The organism is Pseudomonas sp. 7-41, assembly GCF_021233075.1.
Classification (GTDB): Bacteria; Pseudomonadota; Gammaproteobacteria; order Pseudomonadales; family Pseudomonadaceae; genus Aquipseudomonas; species Aquipseudomonas veronii.
Map to the genome: position 1 here is coordinate 2,338,359 of NZ_CP089551.1, position 15,946 is coordinate 2,354,304.

Here is a 15,946-nt window from a genome sequence, read left to right on the forward strand (position 1 = left end):
GGCGAGCGGTGTGGCGCCAGGATGTTCCGGCGTGACGCGGCTCCTTCATGCCCAGTCCGGTAATTTTTCACTCTATTGGAGGAACGTTTTCGGTCAGCACGCCACAGAGTTATCGTCTTCCTCTGCGTATGACGGGAGCTAACGATGGACTCTACTTCTGCTTCTGCTTCTGCTTCTGCTGCTTCACCGCAGCCGCAGCTGGCTTACTCCGGCGAAGATCAAAAAGCCAACTCGGCCTATCGCGCGGCGAGTGATCCCGTCAGACAGGCCGCCCATGCGGCTCCGATCACTGCCAATGTGCCGTTTATGTACAACAATACTCATGGGCCATCCAGGGTGGAGATTGGTTCAGTCGAGGCTGGCCCGGTGACTTATGGCAGTGACTCCGATCTCCAGCGGCGTGCAAGGCAATCTGATGCTGCGCCGGCCGATTCATACTTCCAGAGCGCGCCCAGTCGTGAACAGGTTCGCGCCAAGGCTGAGGGCCGGCAAGGCAGTATTGATTTTGGCGGCCCTTCATCACCCTCTGCGCCGACCAAGGTCGACCCGAGTCGGGGATACCATGATGGCAATGTCAGCATTACTCGCGAACGTGGCACCTCGTCTCGTGCACAACGGAACCATGAGACCCTTCGCATCAAAACCGGCAATGGTGATGATTCTATCCATATCGAAGAAAGCCGGGACGGTGGGCTCCTCGCGCAGATCAATGGGAAATCCTACGACATTCAACATCATGAAAATCCCGCAATCAAACAGGGCGTTGTGGTCGAAACCGGCGGGGGGAATGATGGCGTCAGCATCGGTTACGGGGGGAGTCGGGAAACGTTTATCTATGCCGGCGCGGGTAACGATACGGTTTACGCCGGGTCGGGCAAGACGAATGTGTTCGGCGGGGAGGGTTCTGACGTGATTAACCTGGGCAGCGGTGAAAGCTACGCCGAAGGTAATGATGGAAATGACTTTATCACCGGGGGCAGTGGCAATGCTGTGATTTACGGTGGCAAAGGCAGCGATGAATTGCGTGCAGGCGGAGGGCCAGATACCAAAACCAACTACGTGGATGGCGGGGAGGATAACGATCTGATTTATGGCGGAAGGGGGCACAACATTCTGCATGGCGGACCGGGCGATGACCATATCGTCGGGGGAGACAGCAATACTATTTATACCGGGAGGGGGCGGGATACTGTCCAGACAACCAATGAAAATGATCGTGTCTTCGGACGGCGAGGGGTCGACGATCTGAGCCAGCTCCGTTCCCAGTCAGGCTTTCGGGAAGTCGCCCCCCTTGACGTCGGTCATCGAGGGATCAAAGTCGAAGGAAGCCCGGAGTTCCGCCAGCGTGTAAATGATGACCTTGAGTTTCTCAGAGGCTCGCCGGTGGGGCAGAGGGTGCTTGCAAAAATCGATTCGCTTGAAGCACCTGTCAAGATCCGACAAGGGGCCGATGGTAGTTTCTATGACTACAGTGATCCAGGTCTCGGAGTTACGCGCAGCGATGAAGGCCGCCGTGCTGATTATGGCGACGGTTTTGTCAAAGACGGCGTTGCGGGCATACCTGCAACAGATCCGGTCCTGACGTATCAACCTAACTTCATTGTGCCGGGGGACCAACGGCCTCCGATCGTTGTTCTGCAACATGAGCTCGCCCATGCGATCAATTTTGGTGAAGGCTCTGCGCTGACAGGTACGACTTTTTCAGGCACCAAAATGGTGGGCTACGACTCAAATGGCCGACCCCGGTTTATGCCGGTGTACGAGGATAATTTTGAGCGCCAGGCGGTCGGACTCTTCACCAGCCACGCCCCCTATAAATTCGACCCGAATCTGCCGGCCTCCACCTACAACGTCTGGCCCTTCACCGAAAACGCGCTGCTCTACGAGCTTGGTTTGCCATTACGCCAACGCTATACGTAACCATGCGTCGATCGTTGCTGCGGGGGGAATTATGTAGGTGGGGGGCGAGACTGCGTGCCGGCAGAGGCTACGCGCTGATCTTGAGCCCCACCAACCCGGCGATGATCAACGCCACACTGGCCAGTCGGAACAGCGCCATGGATTCCCCGAACAGGATAATCCCGGCGATCACCGTGCCCACTGCACCCACACCGGTCCAGATGGCGTAGGCGGTGCCCAGCGGCAATTCCTTCATGGCCAGCCCCAGCAGGCCGAGGCTGATGGCCATGGCGGCAATCGTCAGGGCGGTGGGCAGCGGCTTGCTGAAGCCGTCGGTGTATTTCAAGCCGACGGCCCAGCCGACTTCGAACAGCCCGGCGAAAACCAGAATGATCCAGGACATGATGACCTCCCTCTATAAAAGCGGGGTCGTCCCCTGATGTGTACGCGATAGCGTCGCGGGGTCGTCCCCGCGGCGTTCGGTAGAGTGCCGAAGATTGATCAAACGATCAAGTTTTCGCAGTGGCTTCCAGGGTGCGGCGGTCTTCCTTTTCGCTCATGCGGCGGAAGTACGTCGACAGCAGCGCCCCGGAAATATTGTGCCAGACACTGAACAGCGCACTCGGCACCGCGGCCAGCGGCGAAAAATGCGCGCTGGCCAGCGCGGCACCCAGCCCGGAGTTCTGCATGCCCACTTCCAATGCCAGCGACTTGCGTTGCGCCAACGGCAGCTTGAACAGGCGGCCGGTGAAATAGCCCAGCACGTAACCGAAGCTGTTGTGCAGCATCACCACGGCCATGATCAGCAGGCCCGACTCGGCGATCTTGGCCTGGCTGGCGGCCACCACGGCGGCGACGATGATCACGATGCTCACCACCGATACCAGCGGCAGCACCTCCACCGCATGGCGGACCCGCTCGCCGAGCACACGTTGCGCCACCACGCCAAGCACGATCGGCAACAGCACCACTTGCAGGATCGACCAGAATAATTCCATGAACGACACCGGCAGCCAGGCCGAAGCCAGCAGCCAGATCAGCGCCGGGGTCAGCAGTGGCGCGAGGAGGGTGGTGACGGCGGCGATCGCCACCGACAACGCCAGGTCGCCACGGGCCAGCCAGGTCATCACGTTGGACGAGGTGCCGCTTGGGCAGCAGCCGACGAGGATCACGCCGACGGCGATTTCGGGCGGCAGGTTGAAGGCCCGGCACAGCAACCAGGCCACGCCCGGCATGATCACAAAGTGCGCGACCACGCCCAGGGCCACACGCCACGGATGGCGGGCGACTTCGGCGAAGTCTTCGAGTTTGAGGGTCAGCCCCATGCCGAACATCACCAGGCCCAGCAGCGGGACGATGGCGCTTTTCAAGCCGATGAACCAGCCGGGTTCGACGAAGGCCAGCACGGCAAAGATCAACACCCAGTAGGCGAAGGTATTGCCGACGAAGCGACTCAAGGCGGCGAGTGCGCGCATGGGGAAGTCCTTATTATTAGGTGTACGGAAAAACCATTGTAGGAGCGAGCTTGCTCGCGAAAATCGTCAACGATGACGCGGGCATTTTGAATGCACGCGGCGCGCTCAGGTTTTTCGCGAGCAAGCTCGCTCCTACAGTAAGGCGATAGTGCGCTTAGATACCCTGTGGGGTCTCTTCGCCGCCCAGTGCTTCGATCAGCGCCGGCAGGAATTCGCCGAAGGTCAGCATCATCAGGGTAAAGCTGGCATCCAGTTGGCCCAGGGCTTCGTCGCCACCGTCCTGTTCGGCCTGGTCCTGCAGCAGGTCTTCGAACTTCAGGCGCTTGACGGTCATCTTGTCGTCGAGCATGAAGGACAGCTTGTCCTGCCAGGCCAGCGACAGTTGGGTCACCACTTTGCCGGTGCTCAGGTGCAGCTGGATTTCTTCGCTGGTCAGGTCCTGGCGCTTGCAGCGCACGATGCCGCCGTCTTCGTGGGTGTCGCGCAGTTCGCATTCGTCGAGGACGAAGAAGTCATCGGCCGGTTTCTGGGTGGTGACCCAGTCGGTCATGACCGCGGTTGGCGCGGTTTTCACGGTGAGTGGGCGCACCGGCAGGGTGCCGATCACTTCACGCAGGGTCGACAGCAGGTCTTCGGCGCGTTTCGGGCTGGCCGAGTTGACCAGGATCAGGCCCTGTTTCGGCGCGATCGCGGCGAAGGTCGACGAGCGACGGATAAACGCGCGCGGCAGGAAGGCCTGGATGATTTCATCCTTGATCTGGTCCCGCTCCTTTTTATAGACCTTGCGCATTTGCTCGGCTTCGATCTCTTCGACTTTCTCTTTCAGTGCATCACGCACCACGCTACCCGGCAGGATGCGTTCTTCCTTGCGCGCAGCGATCAGCAGGAAGTCACCGCTGACGTGGACCAGGGGAGCGTCTTCACCTTTACCGAAAGGCGCGACGAAACCGTAAGTGGTCAACTCCTGGCTTGCACAAGGGCGCGCCAGTTTGGTGGCCATTGCAGTTTCCAACGCCTCGGCATCAACAGGCAGATCTTGGGTCAGGCGATAGATAAGCAGGTTCTTGAACCACATGGGGTGAGTCTCTCCTTTATACAAAGGGGGGCATTATTGTCTTGATAGCGGCTGAGGCCAACCCTGCCTAAGCCATTGGAAGGGCTGAAAAAAAAGATTTAAGAAAGTGCTTGCCAGACCTTGGGTCGCTCCGTAGAATGCGCGCCACACCGAAACGAAGGGTGATTAGCTCAGCTGGGAGAGCATCTGCCTTACAAGCAGAGGGTCGGCGGTTCGATCCCGTCATCACCCACCATTCGCTTCAAGTGTTACGCGCAGCGGTAGTTCAGTCGGTTAGAATACCGGCCTGTCACGCCGGGGGTCGCGGGTTCGAGTCCCGTCCGCTGCGCCATATTCGGTAACCTGGAACGCTGAACGCCAGGTCACCACAGAAAGCCCGCTCATTGAGCGGGCTTTTTTTTGCCTGGGATTCAGCTCGGCGATCTCAAGGTCAGCTTATCGCCGTTTATTGGATCTAGAAGAAATCAGCAATCACCAAGATTTCTTCCGTGGCGAAAAGTGACTCATATATCGCTTCATGTGGAACTTCACGCGCTAACCAAGCGCTTGCGTTGTAGACCCGCGCCTTGTTGAAAAACACTAGGTGCGTCTCGTCTCCACGCTCAAACAGTTTGAATTGTTGCTCCTCCATGTCGGCGCAAAGCTCGTCGAATAGCGTGGGGTCTCTTTTTGACAGCGCGACGAGGATATCGGCCCTGTCCAGGCCGGCTTCACTGGCCGCCCACAAGACGATACGCGTTGCCACCTCCATTTTTTCGCTTGGGGTGCCAGCGTTCAAAGCGTGTTGGACATCGGGATAGCTGGAGGCCAGGCGCGAAGCAATGGTCTTTTTTCTCGTGGCGCTCATGACTGACTCCCGATGACTTTTCTCGATGACTTCGCGTGCGTTCATCTACCCCGGCGATCTGTTTGCCTTTAGACAGGGTCCGGTTGACCGGCTGGCTTTCCGTCGACGGCCTGGCCGGCAAGAACGCGTGCGGCGATATAACCGAAGGTCATGCCGGGACCGAGTGTGATGCCGCCGCTGGGGTAATGGCCGTTCATGATGCTGTTCATATCATTGCCCACAGCGAACAGCCCCGGAATCGGCGTGCCGTGTTCGTCTAATGCGCGGGCATAAGCGTCGGTGTTCAGGCCGGCGAAGGTGCCGAGGCTGCCGGGCACCAGCTTCACCGCATAGAAGGGGCCTTTGTGCAGGCTGCCGAGGGACGGGTTCGGCCCGTGTAGAGCGTCGCCCTGTGCTCTGTTGTACAGCGATTCACCGCGCTGGAAGAGCGGGTCGTGACCTTGTTCCGCACCCAGATTGAAGGCGCTGACGGTCACTTCCAACTGTTGCGCATCGATGCCGCATTTGTGTGCCAGTTCGATCAACGTCGGCGCCTTGAACAGGTAGCCCGCGCGCACGTACTTTGCCGTCGGAAACGGAAAGGGTTTGGACCAGCCCAGGCCATAGCGACGTTGGGCGCGGTGATCGCAGATCAGCCAGGACATCGGCGTTTCTGCTGGCCCCGTGGCGTTAAACAGTGCGCACATGTAGTCGTGGTAGGAGTCAGCTTCGTTGACGAAGCGTCGGCCATCCTGGCGCACGGCAATGAAGCCGGGTTTGGCGCGTTCCATCAGGTGCGGAAAACCGCTGAAACCACCGTCTTCGCGCGGCACCCGGGACACGGGTGCCCACGCGGCCGCATGGGCGAAGTCGGACGCCACGCAGGCCCCGACGCGCTCGCCCAGTCGCAGGCCATCGCCGGTATTGCCCTTGGGCGCTGCGCTCAAATGTTCGGTGCCGTTGGGAGCCTGCTTGAACAGATGGGCGATGCGCTGCTGGTCGTGGGGGAACCCACCGCAAGCGAGCACCACGCCACGTCGAGCGCGGATCTCGATCAGGCGCCCGGCAGATTCGACGCGAGCCCCGAGCACGCGCTCGCCGTCACGCAGCAGTTCGCGCACGGGCGTGTCAGTCAGTAGGCGCACCTTGCGATCCAGCGCGCTTTTGAGCAGCCGGGCAACCAGTGCGTTGCCGTTCACCAGGTGCAGGCCGCGGCCATGAAGCAGCAGGTCGCGGGCCTGGCGTAACAGGCGCTTGCCGGCGTAGAGCAATGAGGACGGCGACTGGCGCGCGTTGAGAAAATGATTGAGGTCGGCACCGCCGGCGATGCCCATTCCTGCCAGGCTGATCACGTCGAGCGGGCGTCGGAGTTTATTGATCCAAGGGCCGAGGCGACGACCGTCGAACGGTTGCGCACAGACCGAACGGCCGCCTTTTGCATAACCTTCGCTGGCGTGAAAATCAGGCATTTTGCTGCCGGAGAAAAACTGCACCTCGGTGTGGCGTTGAAAAAAATCGACCATCTGCGGGCCTTGTGCGAGGAACATCTCCACGCGCGGGTCGAGCACTTCGCTGCGCAGTTCATGGCGCAGGTAAATCCGCGATTGTTCCAGGTCTTCAACGATACCGTCGGCGACGGCCAATGGGTTGCGCGGAATCCACAGCCAACCGCCCGACCAGGCGCTGGTGCCGCCTAGCTGCGGCTCCTTCTCCACCACGATGACGTCGAGGTTCAGGTGCGCGGCGGTCACCGCCGTTGCCAGGCCGGAGGCGCCGGAGCCGACGACCAGAACATCACACAGTAGGGGGGCGTTGATGGGCATAGGCATTACCGCGAAAAGAAATGAGGTTGGCCGCTCCCGATCAGAAGCGGCGCAACGCTGTGATGGGGTTATTTGAGCGGCGAAAAATCGGTCGGACGCAGCAGCCGTGATTCCAGCGTCACCACGGCGTCCAGTTCCTTGTTCTGCCGTGCGAAGTCCTGCCAGCGGGGATCGGCCGCCATGGCATTGCGGCGGGTCATGCGCTCGTCAAGGCTGGCGTAGCCCCAGATGTGCACCACTTGATTGACTTCACCGATTTCGGTGGTGAAAAAGCCGACCAGATTGCCCAAGTGCTCTTGCTGCACGGCTAAGGCGGCGCTTTTGTACAGGGCCAGCCAGTCGCCGAGCTTGGTGGGTTTAATCGTGTAGGTGCGCAGTTCGTAATACATGCTGTTCTCCAGTGTGGGATGGGTGTGCGCGGCTGTGGTCGAGCCGCTGAGCGATATCGCTGGCGGCGAGGTAACCGAACGTGATGCCTGGGCCGAGGGTGATACCGGGGCCGGGGTAAGTGCCGTCCATGATTGAATTCATTTCGTTGCCCGCCGCGTAGAGGCCGGGGATCGGTGCGCCGCTGCGATCCAGCACGTTGGCCTGGGCGTTGGTGACCAGGCCGCGTGCCGAACCGAGGTCGCCGGTAAATAAACACACGGCGTAGAAGGGCGCCTTGCGCAGGGCTTTCAGGCAGGGATTGGGCTGATGCAGCGGGTCACCCATGTAGCGGTTGTAGGCCGTACTGCCCTTGCCGAATTGGCGGTCGACGCCTTGATCGGCATCCGCGTTGTACTGCGCCACGGTCTGCTCCAGTGTGTTCGCCTCCAGGCCGGCGATGAGTGCCAATTCGCCGAGGCTGTCGGCACGCAGCAGATAACCGGCGTCGATCAGTGCGCTGTTGTCGACGGGGCGCGGACGCGCCAGGCCCATGCCGTAGCTGTTCATCGCTTCGCTGTCACAGATCAGCCAGCAGGGCGCATTGGCGCCGCCATTGGCGAACATGGCTTCGACGAAACAGTGATAGGAGTTGGATTCATTAACGAAGCGCCGCCCGGCACGGTTGACCGCAATAACGCCGGGTTTGGCGCGGTCGGTGACCAGATGCGGAAAGCGCTCCACGCTGCCGTCGCTCTTGTGCAGCACCGAAACCGGGGCCCAGAAGAAATTCGCCGCCAGGTTGTCGCCGATTGCCGCGTTGACCGAGGCCGCCAGGCGTTGCCCGTCACCGACGTTGGCCGGCGGCGACATGCTCCAGTGCTCCGAATCAGTCGATGGCCGCTGTTCGGCGGCGTGTGCGCTTGCGGCAAAACCCCCCATGGCCAGCACCACACCGCCACGCGCGAACACGGAATGAGTTGTTCCGCGCCTGGAAATCTGCACGCCCTTGACCGAACCCTGTTCAACGATCAAGGCCTCGGGGGTTGCTTGCAGCCACAGGTCGACACCCTTGGCCAGCGCAGTGGTGGCCAGGCGTGCGATCAAGGCATTGCCCACGGTCAGGCGGGTGCCGCGTGGATGGTTGAGGCGGTCGACGGCGTAACGTCCTATCAGTTTAAGGCAGTGCCAGAGGGATTTGGGCGAACGCTTGAAGCTGAGGAAGTGCTGGATATCGACACGATTGACCATCATGCCGCCGAAAAGAAGCATGCCGTCCGGCGGGCGTTTGAGGTCTTTGAAATGCTCACCGAGGTGGCGGCCGTCGTACTCGTCGATTTCCAGCGCGCGACCTGTTTGCGTGCCACCCGGCAAGTCCGGGTAATAGTCGGGCGACAACGGTCGCAGGCTGTACTTGAGTTCGCTGTGGGTTTCCAGGTAACGCAGGGCTTCACGGCCGTGTTCGATGAAGGCATCGATCAATGGCGGGTTGTAGCCGCTGCCGATCACCTCTTTCAGATAACGGCGCATCTGTTCGGCAGGCAGGCAATGCCCGGCGGCTCGGGCCTGGTCGGTGTCGTGCAGCCACACCGCACCACCGGAAATCGCCGACGTACCGCCGAAGGCCTCGGTCTTTTCCACCAACAACACCTTGAGGCCGCGGCAACTGGCAGTCACCGCTGCGGCGAATCCGGCCGCGCCGCTGCCCAGGACAATCACGTCATAGGTCAGCTCGGCATGGGCGGAGGGCAGGGAAGTCTTCGTGTTCATTATTGTTATCGCCTGTTAAGGACGCCCCCGGAGAGTCAGATCTCCAGCGGCGTCACGCCCATGAAGTGACCGAGGTTGCCCAACTGCGCCAACGCCATTTCCGGCCCGGTCTGGATCGGGCAGCCGAGGCGTCGGGCCATGGCGAGAAACGGGGTCACCGCCGGCGATGTCACGACATCCGCCACCAGGGTTTTGCCGTTCAGGGTTTCCATCAGCGTAGTCGGCAACGGCATCGGGCCGTTGTCATTGGTTGCACTCATGCCGACGGGCGAGGCGTTGACGACCAGGTCGAAGTGCTCAAGCGACGCCGGGCTGGCGCTGATCACAATCTGCGGGAAGGCACTGCGTAGAAGGTCGCCGAGCACCTCGACGCGCGCGTCGTTGATGTCGCTGATGACCAAATGGCTGACCCCGGCCTGGCACAACGAATACGCAATCGCGCTGCCGACGCCGCCGGTACCGATTACCAGAACCTGTTGGTCCTTGGGGTTGAAACCGTGTTTGCGCGCAGCGTTGAGAAAACCTTCGCCGTCGACGATATCGCCCACCAGTCGACCGTCGGTCTCGCGGCGGATCACATTGACCGAGCACAGCGCCGCCGAGCGTTCACTGACGCCGTCCAGGCGGCTGGCCAGCAGTTGCTTGTAAGGAACGGTGACCACGCATCCGCGCAGGTTTTGCCAGCCGCGCAGGGTCTGGACGAAATCATCCAGGGCGCTCTGTGCAAGGTCGATGGCGAGCATGGCGACGTTCTGCTGGTGGTCGGCGAACCAGCGATTGAAGTTTTCCGGCGATTTCACCTGGGCTACAGGTGAGCCGACGATGGCGACCAGTTCAGTCGAACCCTGAATCATGGGAGGTACCCGCTTATTAGCTGTGTTGTGCCGCTGATACTGCAAGCGGTGAAGGCAGCGAACAATCGAGCTTGTGAGGGATTAGGTTGATAATCGCAGTGTCAGTGCGATAATCGCAGTCTATGCACGATAAAGAATCCGAGTGATGAAGAAACCCACCATCCACCCGCGGGATTTGATCGTCGGCCTGCAAAAAGGCCTGGCGCTGTTGCAGTTGTTTTCCCAGGAGCATCCGCGCCTGAGCGTGCCGCAAGTGGCGCGCATGGCCGATATGACCCAAAGCGCCGCGCGGCGTTTTTTGCTGACCTTGGTGCATGACGACTTTGCGCAGACCGATGGCCGCCATTACTGGCTGACCGCGAAGGCCTTGCGTATTGGCCAGGCTTACGTCGATTCCGCGATACTGCCGCGCATGCTGCGGCCCATCGTCGAGCAGGTGGCGCGGACCACCCAGGAGCATGTGTCGGTGGGTGTTCGCGACGGTGATGACATTGTGCATGTGGTGCGCAGTCGCTATAGCCACATCACCTCGATGTCGATTCGTCCCGGTTCACGGGTGCCGATGTATTGCACCGGCAGCGGACGGCTGTGGTTGGCGAGTTTTTCGCCAGAGGCGCTGTGTGCTTACTTCCAACGCAACCCTCCTCGAGCCATCACGCCTTATACGCTCACCGACGAAGCCCTGATCCGCCGCGAAATCGCCCTGGCGGGCGAGCGTGGTTACGTGATGGTGGATCAGGAATATGAAGTGGGCATGCGGGTGCTGAGCGTGCCGCTGCTGGATCGGGAAGGGCAATTGCAGGCAACGCTGACGCTGACGACTCACGCGTCGCGCATGACGGTTGAGGACATGCGCGAGCGGTACCTGTCGCCGCTGTACGAAGGGCAGGCGCTGCTGCGGCCGATCATGACACTTTGAATGTCAGAACAGGCTTCAGTTGAACGGTGTTACGCGACGTCCTGGGCATTCGAACTCGCATCGGTTGAATGCTGCGCAGCGGCCGCATGAAGCCCCGCAATATAGCCGAACGTCATGGCCGGCCCGAGGTTGATCCCACCGGAAGGGTAGTAACCGCCCATGACGCTCGCCATGTCGGTGCCGACTGCGTAGAGCCCGGTGATGGCGGCTCCACTGCGGTCCACTACCTGGGCATGGCCATTGGTCTTGAGGCCCGCGAATGTGCCGAAGCTGCCAGGGCGGACCTTCACGGCATAGAACGGGCCGTGTTCGATCGGGGCCACGCAGGGGTTGCCTTCGGTAATGAGGGGATCGCCTTGTTTGCGGTTGTAAGGCGTGGAGCCACGACCGAACGCAGGGTCCTGACCGTTGCGGGCGTGCTCGTTGAAGTTGCGTACCGTTTCAGACAACCCCGCCGGATCGATACCGCAGGCTTCGGCCAGCGCATGGATGGATGCGGCGCGGTGTAAATACCCACTGCGTACCGACGGCCCCACCGGTAGCGGGAACGGCCGCGAATGACCCAGCCCGAAGCGGCGCTGGAAGCGGTGATCGCAGATCAGCCAGGACGCAACTTCTTCGCCTTCAGGCGCCGCGGTCATCATGGCAGCGGTGTAATCGTAGTAGCCGTCGGCTTCGTTGACGAAGCGCTTGCCGGTGGACAGCACGCCAATCAGGCCGGGTTTGGCGCGGTCGATGATGTGGGGGAAATGCCCCGTGCTGCCGTCCGCGTGCGGGACCAACGAAACCGGGGCCCATGCGGCGGGTGATGCAACGTCTACCTCCAGCACGCCACCGGCAGATTCGCCCAGTGAAATGCCATCGCCCGAACAATCGACAGGGGGCAAGGCCAGGTGGTCATTGTCTGTCGGCGTGCGCGGGAAAAGCGCCTTGCGCCGACGCATGTCGTTGGGGAAACCACCGGCTGCCAACACGACGCCTCGGGTGGCATAGATGTGCGTGGTGCCGTCTGGCGTGTCGACAATAGCTCCCAAGACCGTGCCTTGATCCAGGATCAATTGGCGAGCGGGGGCAGACTCGATCAGCGTCACACCTCGATCGACCGCCGATTTGGCCAGGCGTGCGACCAACGCCTGGCCGTTGACCAAGTGCATGGCCCGACCGTGGAGGGCCAGATCTCGCAGGTGGCGTAGAAAACGCTTGCTGACATGGATAAAGGATTTGAGCGATTGGGTCATGCTCAAAAAGGCCGCCAGATCAGGCCCGGCCATGATCGGCATGCCGAGGAAAGACGTCTCTCTCATGGGTTTGCGCATGCGTCGGATCAACCGCCCCATGTTTCTCGCATCGTAGGGCGCCGCGATCACCTGATGGCCTTGAACGGCGGCGCCGGGAACATGCCCATGAATGTCGGGGATGCCGTTGCCATCGACCCATTTTAACGCGGTGTTTTCTTCAAAAAACGCCACCATCCGTGGCGCATTGTCCAGAAAAGCATCGACCCGTTCGGCGTTGTAGCGTGAACCCAGTTCATTCTTCAAATAGGTGCGCGGTTGCTGTGGATCTTCATCAATACCCGCGCGCTTGGCCAATGGATTGCCGGGAACCCACAGCCATCCACCCGACCATGCTGTCGCGCCGCCGAATGTTGCATGCTTTTCCACCACGATGACCTTAAGGCCCTGGGACGCGGCGGTCACGGCGGCGGCAAGGCCGGAAGCGCCGGAGCCGATCACTAACAGATCACAATCGAGACGTTTTGGCCTGGGGTTGTTCTGGGTGTTCACACTGAGTCACCTTGACTGATATTAATTGCGGTGAGCCCTGGACTCATCAGGGCGGGAGACCCCGGAATCAACTGCTGGATTTCTGCTACGGCAGCGATGAGTGACGGGGCGATTTGATGCAGCCGCGCTTCGGAAAGCCGGAAAACCGGGCCCGCAACACTGACCACCCCAATCACCTTGCGGCTGATTGGGTGAAACAGGGGGACAGCGATGGCTGACATCCAGTCGGCAAATGTCTGAATGGCCATCGCATAGCCGAGGGTCCGTGCCGATTCGATTCTTGGCAGCAATGCCTCAACGGTTTGCGGGGCAGAGGGACCATAGTCCTGGACCAGACCGAAGCCCTGTCGACCGACCAGCGCCAACGCCTGCTCGTTATCCATGCTTGCCAACCACGCATAGCCGCTCGCGGAGCATGAGAGCTTGGCCGCCATGCCCATGTCCGGGTCATAACGCAGCCCGGAGCGTGCGCCTTGCGCACGCGCAACCCATGTCAGCCGATCCTCGTCCACCACGGACAACCGCACCAGCTCACCGACGTCTGCCGCCAGACGATTGAGCACCGGCTGCACCGCATCAACCGTGCCGTCGGCGCTCAGGTGGGTGAAGGCGAGGACCTGCAACTTGGAGGTCAGCACATACGTGCCACGTTCCTGCTCCTGGCGTGCATAGCCGGTTTCACACAAGGTGTTCAGCAGACGATGGGTTGCGCTTCGAGGGATGCGCAGCTGTTCCGCAATCGCGGTCAGGGGAATCCCTTCACCGCTGTTGGCCAGCATTTCCAGAATGGCCAGACCACGGTCAAAGCGCCCTACATAACTGCTTTCGGTGTGACTCGCTGCGCTTGGCATAACCTGGCTCCTCATTGGTTTTGTGACGCTCGTCGTTTCGCTGGAATTGGCTTTCGATGATTCTGGAAAACTATTCCAGTTCCATCGGCAGTGTCAATTCGCCCGGTTGCGCCGACAGGGCGCAAGTCCCGGATTACGGGGGCTTCGGGGGGGAGTCTTATTTAGTGTTCGGTTTTTAAGGAAGAATGATCAATCGGAAAATCAGGCTTTTGTGCGGTTATCGAACACAAACCAACCGCGAAAACTGCTTTCCTCCACGCGTGTTTTTTCCACTTGATTTAAAACTGGAACTCAGTTCTAACTAAAAAAGACAGCGGCTCAGGTCGTCACTTTTCGTGACCGAAGCACGTCGCTTTTTTTGGAATTCGAGAACGAGAGTCGACCATGAGCGAACAGATATTTTCCCTGGCTGCCCTGACCGTGCTGGAGCTGTCGCCTCCGGACATGGTCGAGGTCGCTGCCCGCGCCGGATATAGCCATGTCGGCTTGCGGCTGGAACCGGCAACGCCGCAAGAACATCACTTCCCCTTGATGGCAGATGCCGAGTTGCGGCATCGAACGCACCAGCGTCTGCGCGACACCGGGATCAAGGTGCTGGACATTGAGATCCTGCGATTGAAGCCGGAAACCCGCGTGCAGGATTTCCTCGGCCTTCTGGACGTCGGTGCCGAGTTTGGCGCGACTGAATTGTTGATCGCCGGCAACGACCCGGACGAAGCCCGCCTGGGCGATAACTTCGCGGCGCTGTGCGACATGGCGGCCCCGCTCGGCATCCACCCGCACCTGGAATTCATGCCTTGGACAGACGCACGCGATCTTTCGCAGGCATGGCGCATTGTCGAGAGCGCTGCCCGTCCCAACGGTGGGGTTCTGATTGACGCGTTCCACTTCGATCGGTCTGGCTCATCGCTCACGGAACTGGCCGCCGCCACGGCCAAGGCGCCGCATCGTTTCCGCTACGCACAGCTGTGCGACGTAGCGGGACCGCGCCCCGACGATATGGATGAAATCCTGCGTCAGGCGCGCAATGAACGACGTTTCCCGGGTGACGGCGATTGTGACCTGGACGGTCTGTTGAGCGCGCTGCCCGCCGGTATCCCGCTGAGCCTGGAGACCCCCTCTCGACAGTTGTTGGAGCAAGGCGTTAGCGCTTTCGACCGGGCGAAGAGGGCGCTCGACAAGGCTCATAACGTATTGCAACGGCGCTGATCGGCAGCGTCGCCCGGACATCGGGCGTACACTTTCGCGGCACCGGACACCTCGAAGGCGGCTAAATACGTTGAATATCGATACCCGCATCAAATTCCGCCATCTGGTGTGCTTTCTCGAAGTGGCGCGCCAGGGCAGTCTGGCGCGCGCCTCGGAAAAATTGGCGATCAGCCAGCCGGCGCTGTCCAAGACCCTCAAAGAACTCGAAACCCTGCTGACCGCCACTTTATTCGTGCGCAGCAAAAGTGGCGCGGCGTTGACTGAAGCCGGAGTGGCTTTTTTGCGTTATGCCGGGCCGAGCGTACAAGCGCTGCGAGAAGGGGTGAATAGCCTGCGTGCCGGCGAGCACGAACCCTTCACCGCCAGGCTCGGCGTGCTGTCCACCGTGGAAAGTTTGCTGGTGCCCGAGGTCGTCTGTCGTTTGCATGCCCGACATCCCGCGTTGGTCGTGAGCGTGGTGACCGGGCCGAGCGCGTACCTGTTGTCGCAATTGCGTGTAGGGGAGTTGGACCTGGTGGTCGGACGCATGACCGATAGTCCGCAGATCCTGGGGCTGATGTTCGAGCATCTGTACAGCGAATCCATGACCCTGGTGGTGCGTAACGGCCATCCGCTATTGGCTGACCCGCAGGCGCATGAACATATCGAAAATTATCCGCTGGTGTTGCCGCTGGCGGGGACGACGATCCGCAAATACGCCGACAGCCTGTTTGTGCAGCACGGCATCAGCCCGCCGCGCCAGCGTCTGGAAACCCTGTCGTTGATCTTGAGTCGGCGTTATGTGCAGGGCAGTCAGGCGATCTGGGTCGCGCCTTTTGATGCGGTCAGGCAGGACCTGAATCGAGGTGATCTGTTTGAGTTGGAACTGGGTATTCGTGAACCCGGTGGTTCTGTGGGGCTGTGCAGCAATCCCGCGCTGACGATGTCCATGGCGGCTCAATGGTGCGTGGAGGTGTTGCGCGAGGTGGGCGAGGAATATCGCGAAGGCTGCTATCCATAACCATCTGGATATGGATAGGGTCGGTTTTTTCAGTGTTGGAGGGCGCCTGATCAGGCGAGACTGGGGCGGTGATTGCCGGTTACCCAGCGTTC

The 15,946-nt window shown here is 60.7% G+C and carries 14 protein-coding genes and 2 tRNA genes; 6 read left to right on the plus strand and 10 right to left on the minus strand.

All coding sequences use genetic code 11. The features are described 5' to 3' along the window. The first annotated feature begins 144 nt into the window (after positions 1-144). Entirely contained in the window at positions 145-1,920 is a 1,776-nt protein-coding gene (locus tag LQ249_RS10615) for a M91 family zinc metallopeptidase (RefSeq protein WP_232566441.1), read from the plus strand. Positions 1,921-1,987: 67 nt separating this feature from the next. Here the strand turns inward: LQ249_RS10615 and sugE are convergent, their stop codons facing one another. From sugE to rdgC, 3 genes are all read right to left on the minus strand, one after another. Further along, positions 1,988-2,302: a quaternary ammonium compound efflux SMR transporter SugE gene (gene sugE, locus LQ249_RS10620; protein ID WP_017846842.1), complete on the minus strand. Its 315-nt coding sequence runs from the start codon at positions 2,300-2,302 to the stop codon at positions 1,988-1,990. 106 nt (positions 2,303-2,408) lie between these two features. After that, a complete protein-coding gene (locus LQ249_RS10625; protein WP_017846843.1) occupies positions 2,409-3,374 on the minus strand; it encodes a bile acid:sodium symporter family protein in 966 nt (321 codons plus the stop codon). Between the two features lie 154 nt (positions 3,375-3,528). Further along, positions 3,529-4,449 (minus strand): recombination-associated protein RdgC, encoded by a 921-nt coding sequence (gene rdgC, locus LQ249_RS10630; protein ID WP_126587860.1) that lies wholly within the window; start codon positions 4,447-4,449, stop codon positions 3,529-3,531. Between the two features lie 159 nt (positions 4,450-4,608). Here rdgC and LQ249_RS10635 point away from each other — a divergent pair. Together LQ249_RS10635 and LQ249_RS10640 are read left to right on the plus strand one after the other, a co-directional pair. Further along, positions 4,609-4,684, plus strand: a tRNA-Val gene (locus LQ249_RS10635). Between the two features lie 19 nt (positions 4,685-4,703). After that, positions 4,704-4,780, plus strand: a tRNA-Asp gene (locus LQ249_RS10640). A 123-nt stretch (positions 4,781-4,903) separates the two neighbouring features. Here the strand turns inward: LQ249_RS10640 and LQ249_RS10645 are convergent. The 5 genes from LQ249_RS10645 to LQ249_RS10665 all read right to left on the minus strand — a co-directional run bounded on the left by LQ249_RS10645 (position 4,904) and on the right by LQ249_RS10665 (position 10,088). Beyond that, a complete protein-coding gene (locus tag LQ249_RS10645; protein ID WP_169881517.1) occupies positions 4,904-5,296 on the minus strand; it encodes a hypothetical protein in 393 nt (130 codons plus the stop codon). A 68-nt stretch (positions 5,297-5,364) separates the two neighbouring features. Then, positions 5,365-7,098, minus strand: a complete 1,734-nt coding sequence (locus tag LQ249_RS10650) for an FAD-dependent oxidoreductase (protein WP_232566442.1) — start codon at positions 7,096-7,098, stop codon at positions 5,365-5,367. 68 nt (positions 7,099-7,166) lie between these two features. After that, positions 7,167-7,487, minus strand: a complete 321-nt coding sequence (locus LQ249_RS10655) for an NIPSNAP family protein (protein WP_079443204.1) — start codon at positions 7,485-7,487, stop codon at positions 7,167-7,169. After that, complete coding sequence (locus tag LQ249_RS10660) at positions 7,456-9,234, minus strand: FAD-dependent oxidoreductase (RefSeq protein WP_079443205.1); 1,779 nt, start codon at positions 9,232-9,234, stop codon at positions 7,456-7,458. Before LQ249_RS10660 ends, LQ249_RS10655 begins: the two co-directional genes overlap by 32 nt. Before the next feature lie 35 nt (positions 9,235-9,269). After that, positions 9,270-10,088, minus strand: coding sequence for a shikimate dehydrogenase family protein (locus LQ249_RS10665; protein ID WP_169864041.1), 819 nt, complete (start codon positions 10,086-10,088; stop codon positions 9,270-9,272). 145 nt (positions 10,089-10,233) lie between these two features. Here LQ249_RS10665 and LQ249_RS10670 point away from each other — a divergent pair, with 145 nt between their 5' ends. Then, entirely contained in the window at positions 10,234-11,007 is a 774-nt protein-coding gene (locus LQ249_RS10670; RefSeq protein WP_169864044.1) for an IclR family transcriptional regulator domain-containing protein, read from the plus strand. Between the two features lie 29 nt (positions 11,008-11,036). On the opposite strand, the gene LQ249_RS10675 is transcribed toward LQ249_RS10670, so the two are convergent. Both LQ249_RS10675 and LQ249_RS10680 read right to left on the minus strand, forming a co-directional pair. Then, complete coding sequence (locus LQ249_RS10675) at positions 11,037-12,794, minus strand: FAD-dependent oxidoreductase (RefSeq protein WP_079443208.1); 1,758 nt, start codon at positions 12,792-12,794, stop codon at positions 11,037-11,039. After that, positions 12,791-13,645 (minus strand): IclR family transcriptional regulator, encoded by an 855-nt coding sequence (locus LQ249_RS10680; protein ID WP_079443209.1) that lies wholly within the window; start codon positions 13,643-13,645, stop codon positions 12,791-12,793. The genes LQ249_RS10675 and LQ249_RS10680 overlap by 4 nt, the downstream gene beginning before the upstream one ends. 384 nt (positions 13,646-14,029) lie before the next feature. On the opposite strand from LQ249_RS10680, the gene LQ249_RS10685 reads away from it, so the two are divergent. Both LQ249_RS10685 and pcaQ read left to right on the plus strand, forming a co-directional pair. Continuing rightward, a complete protein-coding gene (locus LQ249_RS10685) occupies positions 14,030-14,854 on the plus strand; it encodes a sugar phosphate isomerase/epimerase family protein (RefSeq protein ID WP_232566443.1) in 825 nt (274 codons plus the stop codon). Between the two features lie 70 nt (positions 14,855-14,924). After that, positions 14,925-15,854 carry a pca operon transcription factor PcaQ gene (gene pcaQ / locus LQ249_RS10690; protein WP_017846845.1) on the plus strand — a complete coding sequence of 310 codons (930 nt, stop codon included), beginning with the start codon at positions 14,925-14,927 and terminating at the stop codon, positions 15,852-15,854. The last annotated feature ends 92 nt before the right edge of the window (positions 15,855-15,946 follow it).